Annotated in this window: 17 protein-coding genes and 1 riboswitch; of the genes, 13 read left to right on the forward strand and 4 right to left on the reverse strand. The window is 70.6% G+C overall.

Annotation, left to right across the window (positions count from 1 at the left end):
* Positions 1–119: 119 nt before the first annotated feature.
* The 3 genes from OG714_RS41795 (at position 120) to OG714_RS41805 (ending at position 3,197) form a co-directional block, all read left to right on the forward strand.
* Positions 120–1,238, forward strand: a complete 1,119-nt coding sequence (locus tag OG714_RS41795) for a glycoside hydrolase family 6 protein (protein ID WP_406132131.1) — start codon at positions 120–122, stop codon at positions 1,236–1,238.
* A gap of 114 nt (positions 1,239–1,352) precedes the next feature.
* Positions 1,353–2,618 (forward strand): alginate lyase family protein, encoded by a 1,266-nt coding sequence (locus tag OG714_RS41800; protein ID WP_406128960.1) that lies wholly within the window; start codon positions 1,353–1,355, stop codon positions 2,616–2,618.
* 120 nt (positions 2,619–2,738) lie between these two features.
* Positions 2,739–3,197: an acyl-CoA thioesterase gene (locus OG714_RS41805; protein WP_406128962.1), complete on the forward strand. Its 459-nt coding sequence runs from the start codon at positions 2,739–2,741 to the stop codon at positions 3,195–3,197.
* Here OG714_RS41805 and OG714_RS41810 read toward each other — a convergent pair.
* Entirely contained in the window at positions 3,157–4,368 is a 1,212-nt protein-coding gene (locus OG714_RS41810; protein WP_406128963.1) for an MFS transporter, read from the reverse strand. The two genes, OG714_RS41805 and OG714_RS41810, sit on opposite strands and share 41 nt — an antisense overlap.
* Positions 4,369–4,527: 159 nt before the next feature.
* On the opposite strand from OG714_RS41810, the gene OG714_RS41815 reads away from it, so the two are divergent.
* Positions 4,528–5,898, forward strand: a complete 1,371-nt coding sequence (locus OG714_RS41815) for an ROK family transcriptional regulator (RefSeq protein WP_406128964.1) — start codon at positions 4,528–4,530, stop codon at positions 5,896–5,898.
* A 256-nt stretch (positions 5,899–6,154) separates the two neighbouring features.
* On the opposite strand, the gene OG714_RS41820 is transcribed toward OG714_RS41815, so the two are convergent.
* Positions 6,155–7,036 carry an RNA polymerase sigma-70 factor gene (locus OG714_RS41820; RefSeq protein ID WP_406128966.1) on the reverse strand — a complete coding sequence of 294 codons (882 nt, stop codon included), beginning with the start codon at positions 7,034–7,036 and terminating at the stop codon, positions 6,155–6,157.
* Positions 7,037–7,294: 258 nt separating this feature from the next.
* Positions 7,295–7,425, forward strand: a riboswitch (FMN riboswitch).
* Between the two features lie 150 nt (positions 7,426–7,575).
* Here OG714_RS41820 and OG714_RS41825 point away from each other — a divergent pair.
* The 9 genes from OG714_RS41825 (at position 7,576) to OG714_RS41865 (ending at position 14,892) form a co-directional block, all read left to right on the forward strand.
* Positions 7,576–8,178 carry a riboflavin synthase gene (locus OG714_RS41825; protein ID WP_406128968.1) on the forward strand — a complete coding sequence of 201 codons (603 nt, stop codon included), beginning with the start codon at positions 7,576–7,578 and terminating at the stop codon, positions 8,176–8,178.
* Positions 8,175–8,819 (forward strand): nicotinamide riboside transporter PnuC, encoded by a 645-nt coding sequence (locus OG714_RS41830; RefSeq protein ID WP_406128970.1) that lies wholly within the window; start codon positions 8,175–8,177, stop codon positions 8,817–8,819. The genes OG714_RS41825 and OG714_RS41830 overlap by 4 nt, the downstream gene beginning before the upstream one ends.
* Positions 8,816–10,105, forward strand: a complete 1,290-nt coding sequence (locus OG714_RS41835) for a bifunctional 3,4-dihydroxy-2-butanone-4-phosphate synthase/GTP cyclohydrolase II (protein ID WP_406128971.1) — start codon at positions 8,816–8,818, stop codon at positions 10,103–10,105. The genes OG714_RS41830 and OG714_RS41835 overlap by 4 nt, the downstream gene beginning before the upstream one ends.
* A 23-nt stretch (positions 10,106–10,128) precedes the next feature.
* Positions 10,129–10,614 carry a 6,7-dimethyl-8-ribityllumazine synthase gene (ribH, locus tag OG714_RS41840; RefSeq protein ID WP_019059681.1) on the forward strand — a complete coding sequence of 162 codons (486 nt, stop codon included), beginning with the start codon at positions 10,129–10,131 and terminating at the stop codon, positions 10,612–10,614.
* A 34-nt stretch (positions 10,615–10,648) separates the two neighbouring features.
* Positions 10,649–10,921 (forward strand): phosphoribosyl-ATP diphosphatase, encoded by a 273-nt coding sequence (locus tag OG714_RS41845; RefSeq protein WP_018534786.1) that lies wholly within the window; start codon positions 10,649–10,651, stop codon positions 10,919–10,921.
* 59 nt (positions 10,922–10,980) lie between these two features.
* The gene (gene hisG / locus OG714_RS41850) at positions 10,981–11,838 is read left to right on the forward strand and encodes an ATP phosphoribosyltransferase (protein WP_366097377.1); all 858 of its coding nucleotides are present in this window, start codon (positions 10,981–10,983) and stop codon (positions 11,836–11,838) included.
* 26 nt (positions 11,839–11,864) lie between these two features.
* Complete coding sequence (locus OG714_RS41855) at positions 11,865–12,308, forward strand: PH domain-containing protein (RefSeq protein WP_406128974.1); 444 nt, start codon at positions 11,865–11,867, stop codon at positions 12,306–12,308.
* Between the two features lie 176 nt (positions 12,309–12,484).
* Entirely contained in the window at positions 12,485–13,819 is a 1,335-nt protein-coding gene (locus tag OG714_RS41860) for a hemolysin family protein (protein WP_406128976.1), read from the forward strand.
* Complete coding sequence (locus tag OG714_RS41865) at positions 13,816–14,892, forward strand: hemolysin family protein (RefSeq protein ID WP_406128977.1); 1,077 nt, start codon at positions 13,816–13,818, stop codon at positions 14,890–14,892. The genes OG714_RS41860 and OG714_RS41865 overlap by 4 nt, the downstream gene beginning before the upstream one ends.
* 668 nt (positions 14,893–15,560) lie before the next feature.
* Here OG714_RS41865 and OG714_RS41870 read toward each other — a convergent pair.
* Both OG714_RS41870 and OG714_RS41875 read right to left on the reverse strand, forming a co-directional pair.
* Positions 15,561–17,426, reverse strand: a complete 1,866-nt coding sequence (locus OG714_RS41870; RefSeq protein WP_406128979.1) for an AAA family ATPase — start codon at positions 17,424–17,426, stop codon at positions 15,561–15,563.
* 434 nt (positions 17,427–17,860) lie between these two features.
* On the reverse strand, positions 17,861–18,481 hold the full coding sequence (locus OG714_RS41875) for a uridine kinase (RefSeq protein ID WP_406128981.1): 621 nt from the start codon (positions 18,479–18,481) through the stop codon (positions 17,861–17,863).
* Between the last annotated feature and the right edge of the window lie 19 nt (positions 18,482–18,500).

Below are 18,500 nucleotides of genomic sequence, written 5' to 3' on the forward strand. Positions count from 1 at the left end.
GCCCTAGGCTGGCCGAGGTGCCGCCGGGCCCGACACTTCCCCAGAACGGGGGAACGGGTTCGGCGCGAGGGGGCAGCGTGTCGGGTTCGCGTGGCCGGCGGCGGGCCGCCCGGCGGAGCGTGCTGGTGGTGGCCGCGTCGGTCGTGGTCGCGGTCGGCACGGTCACCGGGATGATCAAAGCGCTGGACGACGGGCGCGGTACGAACGCGGCGCGGCCGGACGACGCCGGGGCGACCCTGCTGGTACCACTGCCTGACGTGCCGTCAACAGCCGCCTCCGCAAAGGCGAGTTCCTCCGCCTCCTCCTCCGCCAAACCGAAGAAGTCCGCCTCGCCCTCTCCCGCGAAGACCGGCAGGAAGCAGTCGGCCACCGTCTCCCCGAATCTCTACCGCCACCCCGAGTCCCAGGTCCTCGACTGGGTCCGCGATCACCCCGACGACCCCCGGACCGCGGTCATAGAGTCCCGGATCGCCGACCAGCCGGCGGCGGTGTGGTTCGCGGACTTCACTCCGTCGACGATCACCTCCCGCGTCCGCGCGGTCACTTCGGGCGCCGCCGCCCAGGGCCGGGTGCCGGTCGTCGTGCCGTACGCGATCCCGGACCGGGACTGCGGTGGGGCCTCGGACGGCGGGGCGTCGGACTTCGACGCGTACGACGGGTGGATCGACGGCTTCGCGGCAGGGCTGGGTTCCCGGGAGGTCGTCGTCATCCTGGAACCCGACTCCATAGCCCAGGCCGACTGCCTCTCCGACGCCCAACGCGCCGACCGCTTCGCGGCGTTGGCCCGCGCGGGCCGCGTCCTGAAGGCCGCCGACCCGAAGGCCCGCGTGTACTACGACGCGGGCCACTCCGACTGGAACCCGGCCGCACAGCAGGCGGCCCTGCTCAAGCAGGCGGGCGCGGCCTCCGCGGACTCCTCCGACGGGATCTTCAGCAACGTCTCGAACTTCCACGCCACTTCGGCCGAGATCGCCTACGACCGTCAGGTCCTCGACGCCCTCGGCGGCCCCGCGGTCCTCGGCGCCGTCATCGACACCAGCCGCAACGGCAACGGCGCCCCGACCGACGGCCAGTGGTGCGACCCGGCGGGCCGGAAGATCGGCCGGGCGCCGACGCTGAACACCGGTGAGGCGCGGATCGACGGCTACTTGTGGGTCAAGTTGCCGGGGGAGTCGGACGGTTGCAAGGGCGCGGCCGGCACGTTCACGGCGTCGTACGCCTACGACTTGGCGCGCTGAACTTCACCTCTGTACGTGAATCCGGTCCGGACCATTGTCACGCCTGTCGGGGAGTCTTACGCTCACACGGTTCCATTCATGAACTTCGTTCATATACATGATTGGAGTTGGTGTATGAGTGCCAGACCCCGCCTCGGCGTCCTTCTCGCGGCCGTGGCCACGCTGACCGCCGTGTGCGTCCCTTCGGCCACTGCGCACTCGGCGCCGGCCGCCCCTGGGACCGCCGTCCTCGACGGCACCCGCCTCCAGCAGACCAAGCTCCGCCTGGACCGCGGCGATCCCCAACTCCGGCGTGCGCTCAAGCAGTTGACGACCCGCGCCGACAACTGGCTGCACCAGGGCCCCTGGACGGTCGTGGACAAGCCGAAGCCCGCCCCCGGCGGGGATGTTCACGACTATCTGAGCCAGGCGCCCTACTGGTGGCCCACGACCACCCCTACCGCCGACAACCCCTGGGGCTGCCCGTACGTCCAGCGCGACGGCCAGCGCAACCCCGAGGTCGACACGGGAACCGACCGTCAGGACGTGGAGAAGGTCTTCGACTCGACGTACGACCTCGCGCTCGCCTGGTACTACACCGGCGACAAGCGCTACGCGCACAAGGCCGACCAGGTCCTGACCACCTGGTTCCTCGACCCGGCCACGAAGATGAACCCCAACCTGAACCACGCCCAGTTCATCCCGTGCAAGTACGACGGCCGCGCCATCGGCATCATCGACTTCTCCCAGTCGTACACCAGCGTCGTCGACGCCATCGCGATCCTCGGCACCGGCGCCCCCGGCTGGACGAGGAACGACCGTACGGCGATGGCCGGCTGGAACTCCGACTTCCTCGGCTGGCTGAAGAACAGCGCCTTCGGCAAGGAGGAGGGCGCCGCCGCCAACAACCACGGCACCTTCTACGACATGGAGTTGGCCGCCCTCGCCTACGCGACCGGCGACAAGGCGCTGGCCAGGCGAACCGTGCTGGACGCGCGTGCCAAGCGCATCGACCCGCAGATCGCGGGCGACGGGAGTCAGCCGCAGGAGCTCGCGCGGACGCGGAGTTGGCACTACTCGACCTTCGACCTGGTCGCGTACACCAGGCTCGCCGCCATCGGCCGGCACGTCGGCGTGAACCTGTGGAGCTACCAAGGCCCGGACGGGCAGGGCCTGTTGAAGGCGGTGGACTATCTGCTGCCGGCCGCGACCGGGGCCGCCGCGTGGTCGCATCCGGAGCTGGAGTTCTACCGGTACGCGGCGAGCGACGTCGTCCACGCGGCGGTCGACGCGGGGGACGCGAAGGCGAAGGCCGCCGTACCGAAGCTGGAGGCGCCGCCCGGCGGTGATCTGTGGGCGCTGCGTCCGGCGGCGGAGCAGCTGGACTCGATCGCCGGATAACCCGGCACCGATGACGGGCCTGAGCAGGGCCTTCTCGACAGGGGTTCCTGAGCGGTTGCTTAGAATGGGGCGGTCCCCACAGTTTCCACCGCCCCACCAGCACCGCTCGGGAGCCCCGCCGTGACCGTCGAATCCCCGTCCGCCACCGCCCTGTCGCACGGCCGGCTCATACCGGTCACCGTGCACTTCGACGACCTCGACGCGCTCGGCATGCTGCACAACGCCCGCTACCCCCTCCTCGTCGAGCGGGCGTGGACCGAGCTGTGGCAGGGGCACGGAGTGCGCTTCGACGGCGACTGGGCGAGCGCCGGCGACGCCTGCAACGTGGTGAAGGAACTGCTGATCAGCTACGAGGCGCCGGTCACCAGGCCGGGTGCCTACGCCGTACACCTCTGGCTCGACCGGCTCGGGACCACCGGCCTGACGTACGGCTTCCGGTTCTGCTCTGCGGACGGCTCGACGACGTACGCCACCGGTACCCGGGTCCTCGTCCGGCTGGACGCGGGGACGTTGCGCCCCGCGCCCTGGAGCGAGGCGTTCAGGGCCGTGGGCCGGACACTGCTGCGCTCGGCCGGCTGACCTTCGGGCGGTCCCGGTCCCCGGCGCGCAGTACGCCCGCGAAGACCACGAGCCCGCCCGCCAACACCGTGACCAGGCAGAACGACACGACCAGGCTCGTCGCCTGCGCCACCCCGCCGATCAGGCTCGGCGCGACAAGCCCCGAGGTGTAGGTGATCGTCGCGACGCCCGCGATGGCCTGGCTCGGGTTGGGACCGCTGCGGCCCGCCGCCGCGAAGCACAGCGGGACGACCACGGCGATGCCCAGACCGAGCAGCGCGAAGCCGCCCATCGTGAGCACCGGGTTCTCCGCGAGGACGATCAGCAGCCCGCCGCACACGGCCAGGACGCCGCCCGCGCGGACCGTGCGTACCGAACCGAAGCGGTTCACGACCGCGTCGCCCACCAGGCGGGCCACCGCCATCGTCAGCATGAAGCCGGTCGTCGAGGCCGCCGCGAGCCCGGCCGACGTATCCAACTGGTCCTTCAGGAACACCGCCGACCAGTCCAGGCTCGCCCCCTCCGCGAACACCGCGCAGAAGCCCACCGCGCCGATGAGCAGCGCGGACTTCGGCGGCAGCGTGAACCGGGGCGGCGCCTCCTCCTCCACGCCCGGGTGGATGTCGAGCACCCAGTGGCAGGCGGTCACACCGAGCACGGTCAGGACCACGGCCGCGATGAGATGGTGCACGCGCGCGTCCGAGCCGAGATGTGCGGCGAGGGTGCCGCCCGCCGAACCGATCAGGGCGCCCGCGCTCCACATGCCGTGCAGCCCCGACATGATCGACTTGTCGAGCAGGCGCTCGATCTCCACGCCGAGCGCGTTCATGGCGACGTCGGCCATGCCCGCGCTCGCGCCGTACGCGAACATCGCCAGGCACAGGGTGACGAGGTTCGGCGCGAGGGACGGCAGGATCAGGGACATCGTCCACAGGGCGATCAGCCCGCGCAGTGCCGTGCGGCTGCCGAAGCGGTGGGTGATCCAGCCGGCCAGCGGCATCGAGCAGGAGGCGCCGAACGCCCCGAAGGCGAGGGCGAATCCGAGCCAGCCGGCGGTGACGTGCGCGTGTTCCTGGATCCAGGGCACACGGGTCGCGAACGAGCCGGTGACCGCGCCGTGCACGGCGAAGACGGCCGCCACGGCGTACCGGGCACGCTTCACCTCGTGTCGGTCGTAGACCACTTCGCTCATTGTCGGCCCCTCCTGCTGTCCGCGTCCCCGCCGCCGTCGAAATCCGTGCTCGCGGGTTCTCGTCCCGCTCGCGCCGGGTAAACTATCAGGAACCCTGCCTGATAGATAGCGAATTCCCGGCCGCCCGCCGCACCCCCTCGATCTGGGAGGATTCCCGGCATGCCCGCATCCCCGAGCACCGCCCGGGCCATCAACGACCGGCTCGCCCTGCGACTGCTCCAGCAGGAAGGCCCGCTGACGGCAGGGCAGTTGAAGCAGCTCACCGGACTCTCCCGGCCGACCGTCGCCGACCTCGTCGAGCGCCTCACGGCCTCCGGGCTGATCGAGATGGTCGGCGAATCCGGGGAGCAACGGCGCGGCCCGAACGCCCGGTTGTACGGCATCGTCGCCGACCGCGCGTACCTGGCCGCGCTGGACGTCCGTCTGGAGGGCGTCTCCGTGCTCGTCTCCGACCTGGTCGGCCGGGTGCTCGCGGAGGCGTCGGCACCGATCGACGACGACTCGGGCACGGGTCCGGCGGTCGAGCAGGCCGTGGCGCTGGTCGAACGGGCGGCGAAGGAGGCGGGCGCCGAGCACCTCCACACGGTGTGCGTCGGCGCCCCCGGCCTCATCGACCCCACCACCGGCGAACTCCGCGACACCACCGGCCTTCCCGCCTGGCACCGCCGCCTGGTCGCCGCCCTCCACGAACGCCTCCCCGACACCCGCATCGTCGTCGAGAACGAGACCAACCTCGCGGCCCTGGCCGAGCAGCGCGACGGCGCGGCCCACGACCGCGACACGTTCGTACTGCTCTGGCTGGGCATGGGCATCGGCGCGGCGGTCGTCCTGGACGGGGCGTTGCGCAGGGGCGCGTCGGGGGGCGCGGGCGAGATCGGCTTCCTGCCGGTGCCGGGGACGAGGGGGCTCCCTTCGGCGACGGACTGCGAGGGGGGTTTCCACTCGCTGGCGGGGGCGGGGGCCGTGCTTGAACTGGCCCGGGAGTGCGGGGTGTTGGGCGACCGGAGTGTGGGGGAGGGGGGCGGTGCGGCGGGGGTTGTGCGGTGGGCGGTCGCGGGGGTGAGTGGTGCCGGGGGTGACGCGGGTGAGGCTGCGGTGGAGGCCGTTGCCGTTGGCGGCGCGGAGGCTGGCGGGCGCCGGGCGGGGCGAGCCGGGGATGCGGTTGGTGGAGTGGGCGGAGTGGGTGCGGTAGGCGGAGTAGGCGGGGTCCATGCGGCGCCGGGTGACGCCGAGGCCGCCGGACCCGCGCCCGCGAACACCGACGCCGCCCGCTTCCTGGACGCCCTCGCCGACCGCCTCGCCCTCGGTGTCGCCTCCGTCGTCGCGCTGCTGGACCCCGGTTGCGTGGTCCTCGGCGGCGAGGTCGGCCAGGCCGGCGGCGACGAACTCGCCGTACGGGTCGCCGAGCGGATCGTCCGCATGTCCCCCTTGCCCGCAGAGGTACGCCCGAGCGCCCTCGGCGGCGCCGCGGTCCTTCGCGGGGCGTTGCTGACCGCACAGGACGGTGCGCAGGACGACCTGTTCGGATAGCCAACGAGTCACCGGGCTGAACGGGGCGCACGGTTGAACGGGGCGTAGGGCGCGGCCGGCAACTCCCTTGTGCTGGCCGCTTCTTGGCTGTGCCCGGCCCCGTGCCCAGAACGACCTGTTCGGACAGTCAACGGGTCACCCGGCCGAACGAGTCGCCCGGCACTGCCGCCAACTCCCGCACGCGGCCCGCCTCTTGGCCGCTCCCGACTCACCCGCGCCCCCTACCAGTCGCAACGGGACCCGCACGTGGCCCCCGCTACACCCCCGCCAACTGCCCCCGGACGAACCCCAACTTCTCCGGATTCACCACAGCCCGGACCTCCCCGATCACCCCGCCCCGCACCTCGAACGACAGCACGCCCACCAACTCGTCCCCCGCCCACGCCGTGAGCCCGCTCGCCCCGTTGATCTCGGCCGGCGTGAACTCCAGCCCCGTCGTCCACCGTTCCGCCATGCCCACGAGCAGTCGTACGACCTTCTCGCGGCCCTCGATCGGGCGCCGGGCCGCGCTCGCCCTGCCGCCGCCGTCGCCCCACCAGGTCGCGTCGGCGGCCAGGACCTTCTCCAGGCCGGTCAGGTCGCCCTCGCGGGCCGCCGTGATGAAGGACGTGACCAGCTCCTCCTGGTGCTCGGGCGCGGCGTCGAAGCGGGGCCCCGGTTCGCCCACCCGCTGGACCGCTCTCCGGTACAGCTGGCGGGAGTTGGCCTCGGTGAGGTCCAGTACGTCGGCGATCTCGCGGTGGCCGTAGGCGAACGCCTCCCGGAGCACGTACACGGCGCGCTCGGTCGGGGTGAGGCGTTCGAGGAGGAGCAGCATCGCCATGGACACGGCGTCCCGTTGTTCGGCCGACTCGAAGGGGCCGAGGGTGCCGTCCGCGGTGATGACGGGTTCCGGCAGCCAGGTGCCGACGTACTGCTCGCGGCGGACCCGGGCCGAGGTCAGCCGGGTGAGGGAGAGGTTGGTGACGACCTTGGCCAGCCAGGCCCCGGGATACTCGATCTCGGTCCGCTCGGCCGCGTCGAAGCGCAGATACGCGTCCTGGACCGTGTCCTCCGCCTCGTCCGCGGAGCCGAGCAAGCGGTAGGCAAGGCCGAACAGCCGCGGCCGGTGCGCCTCGAACTCGTCGGCGATCGTCATGCGCTCAGCCTGCCAGAGCCGTCGCGGAGTCGCCGCACGGCATTGGGTGCTGAGTGGCCCGGCGGTGGGCAAGGGCCGTCGTCACCACCGCCGGACCGGTCCTGGGGTGTCCTTCCGGAGATCCAAAAAGGACTAGACCAGATGATCCAGCAGGTAGGGGCCGCTTGAGAAGTCCACCGACACTGTCTGTGAGCCAGCCCACACCATTCACCTGGATGGACCCTTGCCGGGCGTGGCACACTGGCCGTGTACCAGAAGCAGCGCACTCCGGGGTCGGTGAAAGTCCGAACCGGCGGTTACAGTCCGCGACCCGTCCGCTTCCAGCGGCCGGTTGACCAGGTGAAATTCCTGGACCGACGGTTAAAGTCCGGATGGGAGGCAGTGCGCGGCGGGCGGGCATTCGTGCGCGCCGCCGTATCGGCTCGTCCTGTGTGGACGGGGTCTGTCCGGCGTCGTCCTCGGTGCTTCCGTTCGTTTCATTCTGTCGTTCTCGACAGGCCCCGGAGTCCGTGCCCCGATGTGGCAGGAGGACCCGGGAAGTGTTCACCGGAATCGTCGAAGAGCTGGGTGAAGTCACCGCTGTCGAGACCCTCGACGACGCGTGTCGCTTCCGCCTGCGCGGCCCCGTCGTCACCGAGGGCGCGAAGCACGGCGACTCCATCGCCGTGAACGGCGTGTGTCTGACCGTCGTGGACTTCGAGGGTGACGAGTTCACCGCCGACGTCATGGCCGAGACCCTGAACCGCTCCAGCCTGGCCGACCTCGCCGTCGGTTCCCGGGTCAACCTCGAACGCCCCATGGCACTCGGCGCCCGCCTCGGCGGCCACATCGTGCAGGGCCATGTCGACGGCACCGGCGAGGTGATCGAGCGCAAGCCGTCCGAGAACTGGGAGATCGTCAAGATCTCGCTCCCCGCGGACCTCACGCGCTATGTCGTCGAGAAGGGCTCCATCACCGTCGACGGCATCAGCCTCACCGTGGTCGACGCGGGCCCGGACTACTTCACCGTCAGCCTCATCCCGACCACCCTCGGCCTGACCACGCTGGGCCACAAGCAGCCCGGCGACCCGGTCAACCTGGAGGTCGACGTCATCGCCAAGTACGTGGAGCGGCTGATGGGCGCGCGCGAGGTGACCCCGTGAGCTGGCTCAACTCCGAGGCCTTCGTCCTGTTCGGCCAGCACATCAAGTGGTCGGACATGATCGGCAACGTCGTAGGACTGATCGGTCTGGCCTTCGGCTGGCGTCGGTCCATCTGGAGCTGGCCCACCCAGTTCGTCTCCGGCGTGATCCTCTTCGCCGCGTTCGCCACCGCCCACCTCTCCGGCAGCGCCGGCAAGCAGGTCGTCGTCATGGTCGTCGCGGTCTACGGCTGGTGGCAGTGGAACCGCGGCAAGGGCGGCTCCGCCGACGGCCACATCACCCCCCGCTTCGCCACCTGGCGCGAGCGCGCGATCCTGGCCGGCTCCGCCGCCGTCGGGACCGTGGCGGTCGCGGCCCTCTTCAAGGCGTACCCGTCGCTGTCCTGGGACCCGTGGCCCGACGCCTACATCTTCGTCGGCACGATCGTCGCGATGTACGCCCAGGCCCGCGGCATGGTCGAGTTCTGGTTCGCCTGGCTCCTCGTCGACCTCGTCGGCGTCCCCCTCAACTTCGCCAACGGCTTCGCCTTCTCCGGCTTCGTCTACGTCATCTACGGCGCGCTCGTCCTGTGGGGCATGCGCGACTGGTGGCTGCGCTCCCGCAAGGCACCGCAGCCCGTCCTGGAAGGAGCGCCGGCATGACAGCGGCACCGATCCTGTACAGCACCGACGGTTTCGAGGACTTCTCGCTCGACCCGGTCGAGCAGGCCATCGCCGACATCGCGGCCGGCCGGCCGGTCGTGGTCGTCGACGACGAGGACCGCGAGAACGAGGGCGACCTCGTCATCGCCGCCGAGAAGGCCACCCCCGAGATCATCGCGTTCATGATGAGCGAGTGCCGCGGCCTGATCTGCGCCCCCATGGAGGGCGACGAGCTGGACCGGCTCCGGCTCCCGCAGATGGTCGAGGACAACACCGAGTCCATGAAAACCGCGTTCACAGTCTCCGTGGACGCCTCGCCCGTTCACGGTGTGACCACCGGTATCTCGGCCTCCGACCGCGCGACCACGCTTCAGGTCCTCGCGAGCGGCAACGCCCAGGCCGACGACCTCGTCCGCCCCGGCCACATCTTCCCGCTGCGCGCCCGCTCCGGCGGCGTGCTGGTCCGCAACGGCCACACCGAGGCCGCCGTGGACCTCGCCCGCCTCGCGGGCCTGCGCCCGGCCGGCGCGATCGTCGAGATCGCGGGCGAGGACGGCCGTATGCTCCGCCTCCCCGAACTGATCCCGTTCGCCCGCAAGCACGGCCTGACGATCATCTCCATCGAGGACCTGATCAGCTACCGCCAGGCCGCCGAACCCACCGTCCGCCGCGAGGCCGAGGTCCAACTCCCCACCCGCCACGGCCAGTTCACGGCCTACGGCTACCGTTCCACCGTGGACGGAGTGGAGCACGTCGCCCTGGTCCACGGCGAGATCGGCGACGGCGACGACGTCCTCGTCCGCGTCCACTCCGAGTGCCTCACCGGCGACGTCTTCCACTCCCTGCGCTGCGACTGCGGCCCCCAGCTGGAGGCCTCCCTGGAGCGCATCCAGGAGGAGGGCAGGGGAGTGGTCGTCTACCTGCGCGGCCACGAGGGGCGCGGCATCGGCCTGCTCTCCAAGCTCCGGGCGTACGAACTCCAGGAGCGCGGCCGCGACACCCTCGACGCCAACCTGGAACTCGGCCTGCCCGCCGACGCCCGGGACTACGGCGCCGGCGCGCAGATCCTGGAGGACCTCGGCGTCCGCAGCCTGCGCCTGATGACCAACAACCCCGACAAGACCGACGCGCTCGTCCGGCACGGCCTCAAGGTCACCGGCCGGGAGCCGATGCCCGTACAGGCGGGCGAGCACAACCTCCGCTACCTGCGCACCAAGCGGGACCGGATGGGTCACGACCTGCCCTGGCTGGACACGGCCCCCGTGTCCACCTGCGGCAACCAGTAAGACAGCGACGAGGAGAGACGTACGTGAGCGGCAAGGGTGCACCGGAACTGTCCGTACGCAACGTCGGAGACCTGCGGGTCGCCGTCATCGCGGCACAGTGGCACGAAAAGGTGATGGACGGTCTGGTGGACGGCGCGCTGCGCGCCCTGCACGACCTGGGGATCGACGAGCCGACCCTGCTGAGGGTCCCCGGCAGCTGGGAACTCCCGGTCGTGGCAAAGGTGTTGGCGGGCCGGGGCTACGACGCGATCGTCGCCCTCGGTGTCGTCATCCGGGGCGGCACCCCGCACTTCGAGTACGTGTGCCAGGGCGTGGTCCAGGGCCTCACCCAGGTCTCGGTCGAGACCGGTGTCCCCGTCGGCATGGGTGTTCTGACCTGCGACACCGAGGAGCAGGCCCTGGACCGGGCCGGCCTGGAGGGCTCGAACGAGGACAAGGGGCACGAGGCGGTGACGGCGGCCGTCGCGACGGCGGCCACCCTCCGCTCAGTATCTGAACCGTGGCGTTAAGCCCACGATTGTTTGCAATAGGGTGGGCAGCACCATGTCCAATAAGACGTTCGAGGAGCTCTTCACCGAGCTCCAGCAGAAGGCCGCCACCGGCGACCCCGCCACTTCCCGCACCGCAGAACTGGTCGGCAAGGGCGTCCATGCCATCGGCAAGAAGGTCGTAGAAGAGGCCGCCGAGGTCTGGATGGCCGCAGAGTACGAGGGCAAGGAGGCGGCCGCCGAGGAGATCTCGCAGCTGCTCTACCACGTCCAGGTGATGATGGTCGCCCGCGGAATCTCGCTGGACGACGTCTACGCCCACCTGTAAAACCCCTTCAGAGCCGTTTCCGACAGTTCACCCCTTTTCACGCGAAGGAAGCCGACCTCATGCTGCGCATCGCCGTCCCCAACAAGGGTTCCCTGTCAGGACCTGCGGCGGACATGCTGCATGAGGCCGGCTACCAGCAGCGCCGGGAGTCCAAGGAGCTGCGGATCGTCGACCCGGTCAACGAGGTCGAGTTCTTCTACCTCCGCCCCCGCGACATCGCGATCTACGTCTCCTCCGGCCGCCTCGACATCGGCATCACCGGCCGCGACCTGCTGATCGACTCCGCCGCGAGCGCCGAGGAGATCCTCCCGCTCGGCTTCGCCCGCTCCACGTTCCGCTTCGCCTCCAAGCCGGGCGCCGCGAGCAGCATGGCGGACCTCAAGGGCAAGACGGTCGCCACCTCGTACGAGGGGATCGTCGCGGGGCACCTCGCGGACAACGGCATCGACGCCGCCGTGGTCCACCTGGACGGTGCCGTGGAAACCGCCATCGAACTCGGTGTCGCCGAGGTCATCGCGGACGTCGTCGAGACCGGAACGTCCTTGCGCAACGCGGGACTTGAGGTCTTCGGCGACCCGATCATGAAGTCCGAGGCCGTCGTCATCCGCCGCAAGGACGCCCCGACGGACGACACCGCGGAGCCGAAGGTCCAGCAGTTCCTGCGCCGTCTCCAGGGCGTCCTGGTCGCCCGGACGTACGTGATGATGGACTACGACTGCCGGGTCGAGCAGCTGGAGAAGGCCGTCGCGCTCACCCCCGGCCTGGAGTCCCCGACCGTCTCCCCGCTGCACAACGAGGGCTGGGTCGCCGTCCGCGCGATGGTCCCCGCCAAGGAAGCGCAGCGGATCATGGACGACCTGTACGACATCGGCGCCCGGGCCATCCTGACGACGGCCATCCACGCCTGCCGTCTCTGAGGAACACGCCGAGGTACACGCCGACCATGTCTCAACTCCCCGCCCTGCCGGTCACGTTCCGGCCGGGCCGCACCCGTGCCGTGCTGCTCACCGCGGGCATCGCGATCTTCGTCGTCATCACGACCGTCGCGCTGCTCCTGGAGCAGCTCGGCCCGGGGGAGAAGCTCAGCTTCGTCCTCACCGGTGCCCTCCTCTTCGCCGTGCTGGCCCTGCTCGCGCGGGTCAAGGTCGTCGCCGACGAGTCCGGTGTCACCGTCGTGAACATCGTCAGCAGGCGCCGGCTGGCGTGGGCCGAGATCCTCCAGGTGAACCTTCGCCCCGGCGATCCCTGGGTGTTCATCGACCTCAGCGACGGCACCAGCCTGCCCGTACTCGGCATCCAGCCCGGTATCGCCAAGGAGCGGGCCATCGCCGACGCGCGCAGTCTGCGGGCGCTCGCCGAGGACCGGTCGCTGAGGGATCTGCCGTAGAGGGCCATGTCTTGATTAATCTGTTGTCGGTGGCGTTTTTCGTTCCCGCCTCCGCCACCGATGCTCCCCCCTGTCTTCAGAGGCACCCTGCGACCCGAGGAGTGACTCCCTCCAGCGATGGACGGATCGTCCTGTAGTACCTGCGCCGCCCCCTCCCGACATATCGAGGCGGCGGCATGACCATCCCCTTGTTGCTCCTCGGAGCGGCGATCCTGCTGATTCTGGCCAACGGCTTCTTCGTCGCGGCAGAGTTCGGGCTCGTCACCGTGGAGCGTCCCGAGGCCGAGAAGGCCGCCGCCGAGGGCGACCGACGGGCCGCCACGGTCGTCGAGTCGCTCAAGGAGCTGTCCTTCCAGCTCTCCGGCACCCAGCTCGGCATCACCATCACCTCCCTGGTCGTCGGCATGCTCGCCGAACCGGCCCTGGCGGAACTGCTGCACGGCCCGTTCAGCGCGATCGGCATCCCCGAGGGCGCCGTCTCCGGTGTCGCCGTGGTCGTCGGCATGCTGCTGGCCTCCGCCGTGCAGATGGTGATCGGCGAGCTCGTGCCCAAGAACTGGGCGGTGTCGCGGCCCTTGCAGGTCGCGCGCTTCGTCGCCGCCCCGCAGCACGCGTTCGCCCGGCTGTTCCGCCCGGTGATCTCCGCGCTGAACACCGTCGCCAACAAGCTCGTCCGCGCGCTGGGCGTCGAACCCACCGAGGAGCTGGCCTCGGCCCGCACCCCCGGTGAACTCGTCTCCCTGGCCCGGCACTCGGCGCAGGCCGGCACGCTGGAGCAGGACACCGCCGACCTCTTCGTACGGACGCTGTCGCTGGGCGAGCTGACCGCGCAGCACGTCATGACCCCGCGCGTGAAGGTCAGCGCGCTCCAGTCGTCGGCGACCGCCGAGGACGTGGTCAACCTGACCCGCGCCACCGGTCTGTCCCGCTTCCCCGTCTACCGCGAGAAGATCGACGAGATCGTCGGCATGGTCCACCTCAAGGACGCGCTGGCCGTGCCCTCGCACGCCCGACTCCGCACCTCCGTCACCAGCATCGCCAAGTCCCCGGTACTGGTCCCCGAGACCCTGCCGGTCCAGCCCCTCCTCGCCCGGCTGCGCAGCGAACAGCCCATCGCCGTCGTAGTCGACGAATACGGCGGTACGGCGGGAGTCGTCACCCTGGAGGACATCGTCGAGGAACTCGTCGGCGAGGTCCGCGACGAGCACGACGGCCAGGACGTACCCGAACTCGCCGCGGCCCCACCGGAGGACGGCAAGCCGGCCTGGGACGCGGACGGCAGCTGCCGGGTCGACATCCTCCAACGCATAGGTCTCGACGTCCCCGAGGGACCGTACGAGACCGTCGCCGGACTGGTGGCCGACCTCCTCGGCCGCATCCCGGCCCCCGGCGACAAGGCCGAACTCCCAGGCTGGCGGCTCTCAGTCCGCCAGGTGGGCCACTACCGCGCCGAACGAGTCCGCCTGGTCCGCACGACTCCGGCCGTGAACGTCATGGAGGCGGCCCGATGACCGTCCTCCAACTCCTCTTCGCCGTCCTGCTGGTGCTCGCCAACGGCTTCTTCGTCGGCGCCGAGTTCGCCCTCGTCTCCGTCCGCCGCAGCCAGATCGAACCCCTCAACACCGCCCGCGCCCGACAGGTCCTCTACGGCCTCGAGCGGCTGCCGCAGATGATGGCGGCGGCCCAATTCGGCATCACCGTCTGCTCGTTGACGCTCGGCGCGGTCGCCGAGCCGACGGTCGCGCACGTCCTGGAGCCGGTCTTCGAGTGGATGCACCTGCCCGAGGGCATGATCCACCCCCTCGGCTACATCCTCGCGCTCGCCGCAGTCGTCTTCTTCCACCTCGTCATCGGCGAGATGGTCCCGAAGAACCTCGCGATGGCCGCGCCGGAGAAGGCCGCGATGTGGCTCAGCCCAGGCCTGGTCGCCTTCGCCCGGATCTGCAAGCCGATCACCATCGCCCTCGGCGCCGTCGCCCAGGGCATCCTGCGGCTCTTCCACGTCGAACCCAAGGACGAGGTCGAGGCCGTCTTCACCAGCGAACAGCTCAACCGCCTGGTGGAGGACTCGGGGCAAGCGGGCCTCCTCGACCCCGAAGAACAGGAACGCCTGGAGGACGCCCTGGAGTTGGGCTCCCGCCCGGTCACGGACGTCCTCCTGCGCCGCGAGAACCTGGTGACGGTCAGCCCCTCGGTCACCCCGGGCGAGATCGTCGCCCTCACCGCCCGCACCGGCTACTCCCGCTTCCCCGTCGCCGCGGAGACCGGCGCCTTCATGGGCTACCTCCACGTCAAGGACGTCCTGGACCTGGAGGAATCCGAGCGAGCGGTCCCGCAACAGATCTGGCGCCCCATGACAACACTCCGCTCCGAACTCCCCCTGGACGACGCCCTCACGGTCATGCGCCGAGCGGCAACCCACCTGGCCCAGGTGGCGGACGCCTCCGGCAAGGTCCTCGGCCTGGTAGCCCTGGAGGACGTCCTGGAACTCCTGGTGGGCGAGGTAACGGACCCGGCCCACCGAGAGGTCCCGGCCCCGGCCCAACCACGAACCCCGGAACTGAAGCAGGCGGTACCGAGCTGAGGTCTGACGCGGGCGGCGTCTGACGGGGCCTGGAGCCGGCGGCGCTTGGCTGCGGGCTGGAGTGGGCGGTGTCTGCCCTGGGGCCGGACGTGGGCGTCGCTTGGCTGGGGTCTGAAGCAGGCGTCGTCTCGCTGAGGTCCGAGGTTGGCGGTGCGTGGCTGAGCCCGGAGCAGGCGGCGTCTGGCCGCGGTCTGAAGCCGGCGGTGTGCGGCTGGGCCTGGAGAGGGCGTCGCTCAGTTGGGGCCTGGAGCGGGCCGGGCGTCGTCTGGCTGGGGTCGGGGCTGGCGTCGTCTGGCTGGGGTCTGAGGTCGGCGGTGTGTGGCCTGGGGTCTGAAGCCTGCGGTGAGTGGTTGAGCCTGAGGCTCGCGACGCCTTACTGAGGCGAGGGCTGGAGCGCGCGGCGATCAGGTGCGGTCTGGGGCCGGCGGCGTCTGGCTGAGGGGCTGGACTCGGTGGTGTGTGGCTGGCGGCTGAAGCGGGCGATGTGCCGCTGAGGGGCAAGTCGTCGTCGCTCGGCTGAGCCCTGGAGTCGGCGGCGCCTGACCGACACCGGTTCCCCGTGCCTACCCAGGGGCGCGGGGAACTGCGCGACCAGCCCCCACGCACACGCACCCGCAGCCGCAAAACAGCAGGTCCAACCGACCCAGTGCGCCCGCGCCGCGCCCCGCTCACATCCCAGCGGGCCCCGGCCCCCGCCCAGACAACACCTCTCCATAGGCCTGCATCAGATCCGGCAACCGCAACGTAGACAGGTCGTCCCGGGACAACATCCCGGGATACACCGACAGCCGCAGATCCCGATACGCACAGCTCTTCTCATACAGCGTCCGCAGGAACCGCCCGTTCCCCAGCTCGTCGATCCACCCCTGGTCGACGACATGCCCGGCGATCGACCGCAGCTCGTCCAACGCCTCCTCGTCCCACACGTCACCGTTCTCGGCAGCCAACACCTCGCCGATGGACGTGAGTTCAAGCGGCCGGTACGAAGGAAAGTCGACGCGGGTTGTGAAGCGGGACGACAGCCCGGGGTTGGCGGCCAGCAACCGGTCCATGCCCTCCGGGTAGCCCGCCAGGATCACCACGAGGTGGTCGCGATTGTCCTCGGCCCGCTTCAACAACACCTGCAAGGCCTCGTCGCCGTACGCATCGCCCTTGCCGTACCCGGAGTTGGAGAGCGAGTACGCCTCGTCGACGAAGAGGACGCCACCGATCGCCGAGTCGATCAACTCGTTGGCCTTCACGGCCGTTTGGCCCAGATACTCACCGACCAGATCGGCCCGCTGCGCCTCCACGAGATGGTCCCCGCCGAGCAGCCCGAGGGCATAGAAGACCCGCCCGAGAATGCGCGCCACGGTGGTCTTGCCGGTACCCGAGGGCCCGGAGAAGACGAAGTGCCGTTTCGGCGGCTGAACCGGCAGCCCCTGCCCGGCCCGCAGCCGTGCCATGTTCAACTGGGCGGACAGCGCCTTGACTTGGCGCTTGACCGGCTCCAACCCCACCATGCGCTCCAGCTCGTTGAGCGCCTCCTCCAGTAAGACGGGATCGGTGGGCCCCGTGGGCAGCGGAAGCACCGGATTGGAGGTCTTCTCCCGCACCGAGTCGCCCGCGGAGGACAGCGGCCCGGTCGGCGGCAGACCGGGCTCCGACAGCTTCAGATCGCGCCCCTCCGCACCGAACAGCGGGTCGAGCCCGTCCGGCCCCTCCAACGCGTCCTGCCCGCCGGAGAGTGTGATCGCCGCGAGGTCGGTCACGTCCTCGGAGCCGTCGTACCCGTCGGAGTCGGTGATCGCGGCGAGCCGCGCCGAGGTGTCCATGAACGCGGGGTCGACGCGATGCACCGCCCGGTACAGCGGGAGCGCGGCGGCACTGCGCCCGGTGCCCTCGTGGGCCCGCGCCAGCCAGTACCGCAGCTCCTTGCGCTGCGGCTGTTCGCTGCGACAGCGCATCAGCGCCGAGGACAGCAGCGGCTCGGCCTGGCCGTACATCTCCAGCCGCACCCGGGCCATCCCGCCGAACAACCCGGCCTCGATGCCCAGGAGTTGATCGTTGATCAGCGGATCGGTGTGCCGGACCAGCTGCTCCCAGTCCTTGACGAGATAGGCGCGGCAGGCGTGCAGGAAGCGGACCTGGTGGTCGGTGTCGACGGGCGGCAGTCCCGCCAACGCCCGGTCCAGCTCGGGCACATGGCGGCCGTCCAGCCAGTGCGAGGCGTGCGCGAGCAGCAGGTCACGCGGGCTCTCCAGCACGGGCTGGACCCACCACCCCAGCCAGTACCAGGAGTTGAGTGTGCGGCGGTGCCTGGTGCGCTGTTCCCCGAAGCGTTCCCGGTGCCGGTACATGCGCAGCAGCGCGGTCGTCGTGTCGACGCGCAGCGCGTGCAGTCCGAGCCAGCCGTCGGCCATCCCGGGATCCATCCGTACCGCCGTGCGGAATTCCTCCTCCGCCTGCGGATAAGCGCCCATCGTGTAGGCGTCCACGCCTCGCAGCCACGCGAGGTCGGCCGGGGCCTCGGGGCCCTGCGTGCCGAAGTCCATCACGTCCCCCCACAAACCGTGCCCCCGTTGATTCGCCGCCGGGCCGGCGCCCGTCGGCAGTCTGGGTCGAACCGCTGTGCCGTGGACGGGAGTTGCCGTGGTGCGCGAAGCAGCCGTCCGTCGGTCGCACCCTGGGCATCGTACCTGCGGGGCAGTCGCCCATCGAAGGGTGCCGCACAGGCCGTTTGACGAGGTGGGAGCAGATGGGGCGCACTCAGGACGGTGACCCAGGGTGAGCAAATCACGGCTCGTGACGGCCGGAAAACGTGCTGGGAGCAGAACGAAGCCCCCGATCACGGGGGAACAACCGGGGGCTTCGCGACTCTGGGCGGCTTCGAACCGGCCGCACATTCAGAACGTAAGACCTGTACGGCCCCTGGGTCAAGCCGAGTTGAGGCACTCAAGCAAGTTCAAGCGGAAGGGTCTTCACAAGTTCAGCACACTGCGGGCGGTCCGTCACCGTGGGTGACCTCATGGTCCGGTCCAACCGTCCCGGAGGGCCCCGTGAGCACCTCGTACCCCTCTCTCAACTGCCGTACCAGGAAGTCCGCGTGGGGTCGCGAAGGGTCTTTGGCGAAGTGTTCGTGTTCCGCCTCGACCCACCCGTCCCAGAAGTCCCGCTGCTCCGCCCCGTCCCGCCGCCGCCCCCGTGTCCACGACTCCTCCCGGGGCAGTTCCATCCACAACAGCCCCGCGAGGAACGGGCGCACCGCCCGCCGTCCGGCGCCGACGCCCTCGACGAGGACCACGGGCGCGGGCGGCAGCGCGCGGGGCGCCGCGAAGTACCGGGCGTGCCAGTCGTAGGGGGAGTAGTGGGCGGTCTCGCCGCGGCCGAGCGGGGTGATCACCTGGCTCAGCAGCCGGCCGGTCCAGCCGAACAGTTCGTCGTGGGTGGCGAGGTCGTCCAGGTGCAGCACGGGGGCGCCGCCCAGGGCCTCGGCCAACTGCCCGGCGAACGTGGACTTCCCGGATCCCGCGTGCCCGTCGACGCCGACGAGCCGGACCGGGCCGCAGGACGGGGGCAGTCGGCGCAGGTGGTGGGCGAGGTCGTGCATGGCTGGTCCCGGGAGGTCG

Source organism: Streptomyces sp. NBC_00989, assembly GCF_045162655.1.
Classification (GTDB): Bacteria; Actinomycetota; Actinomycetes; order Streptomycetales; family Streptomycetaceae; genus Streptomyces.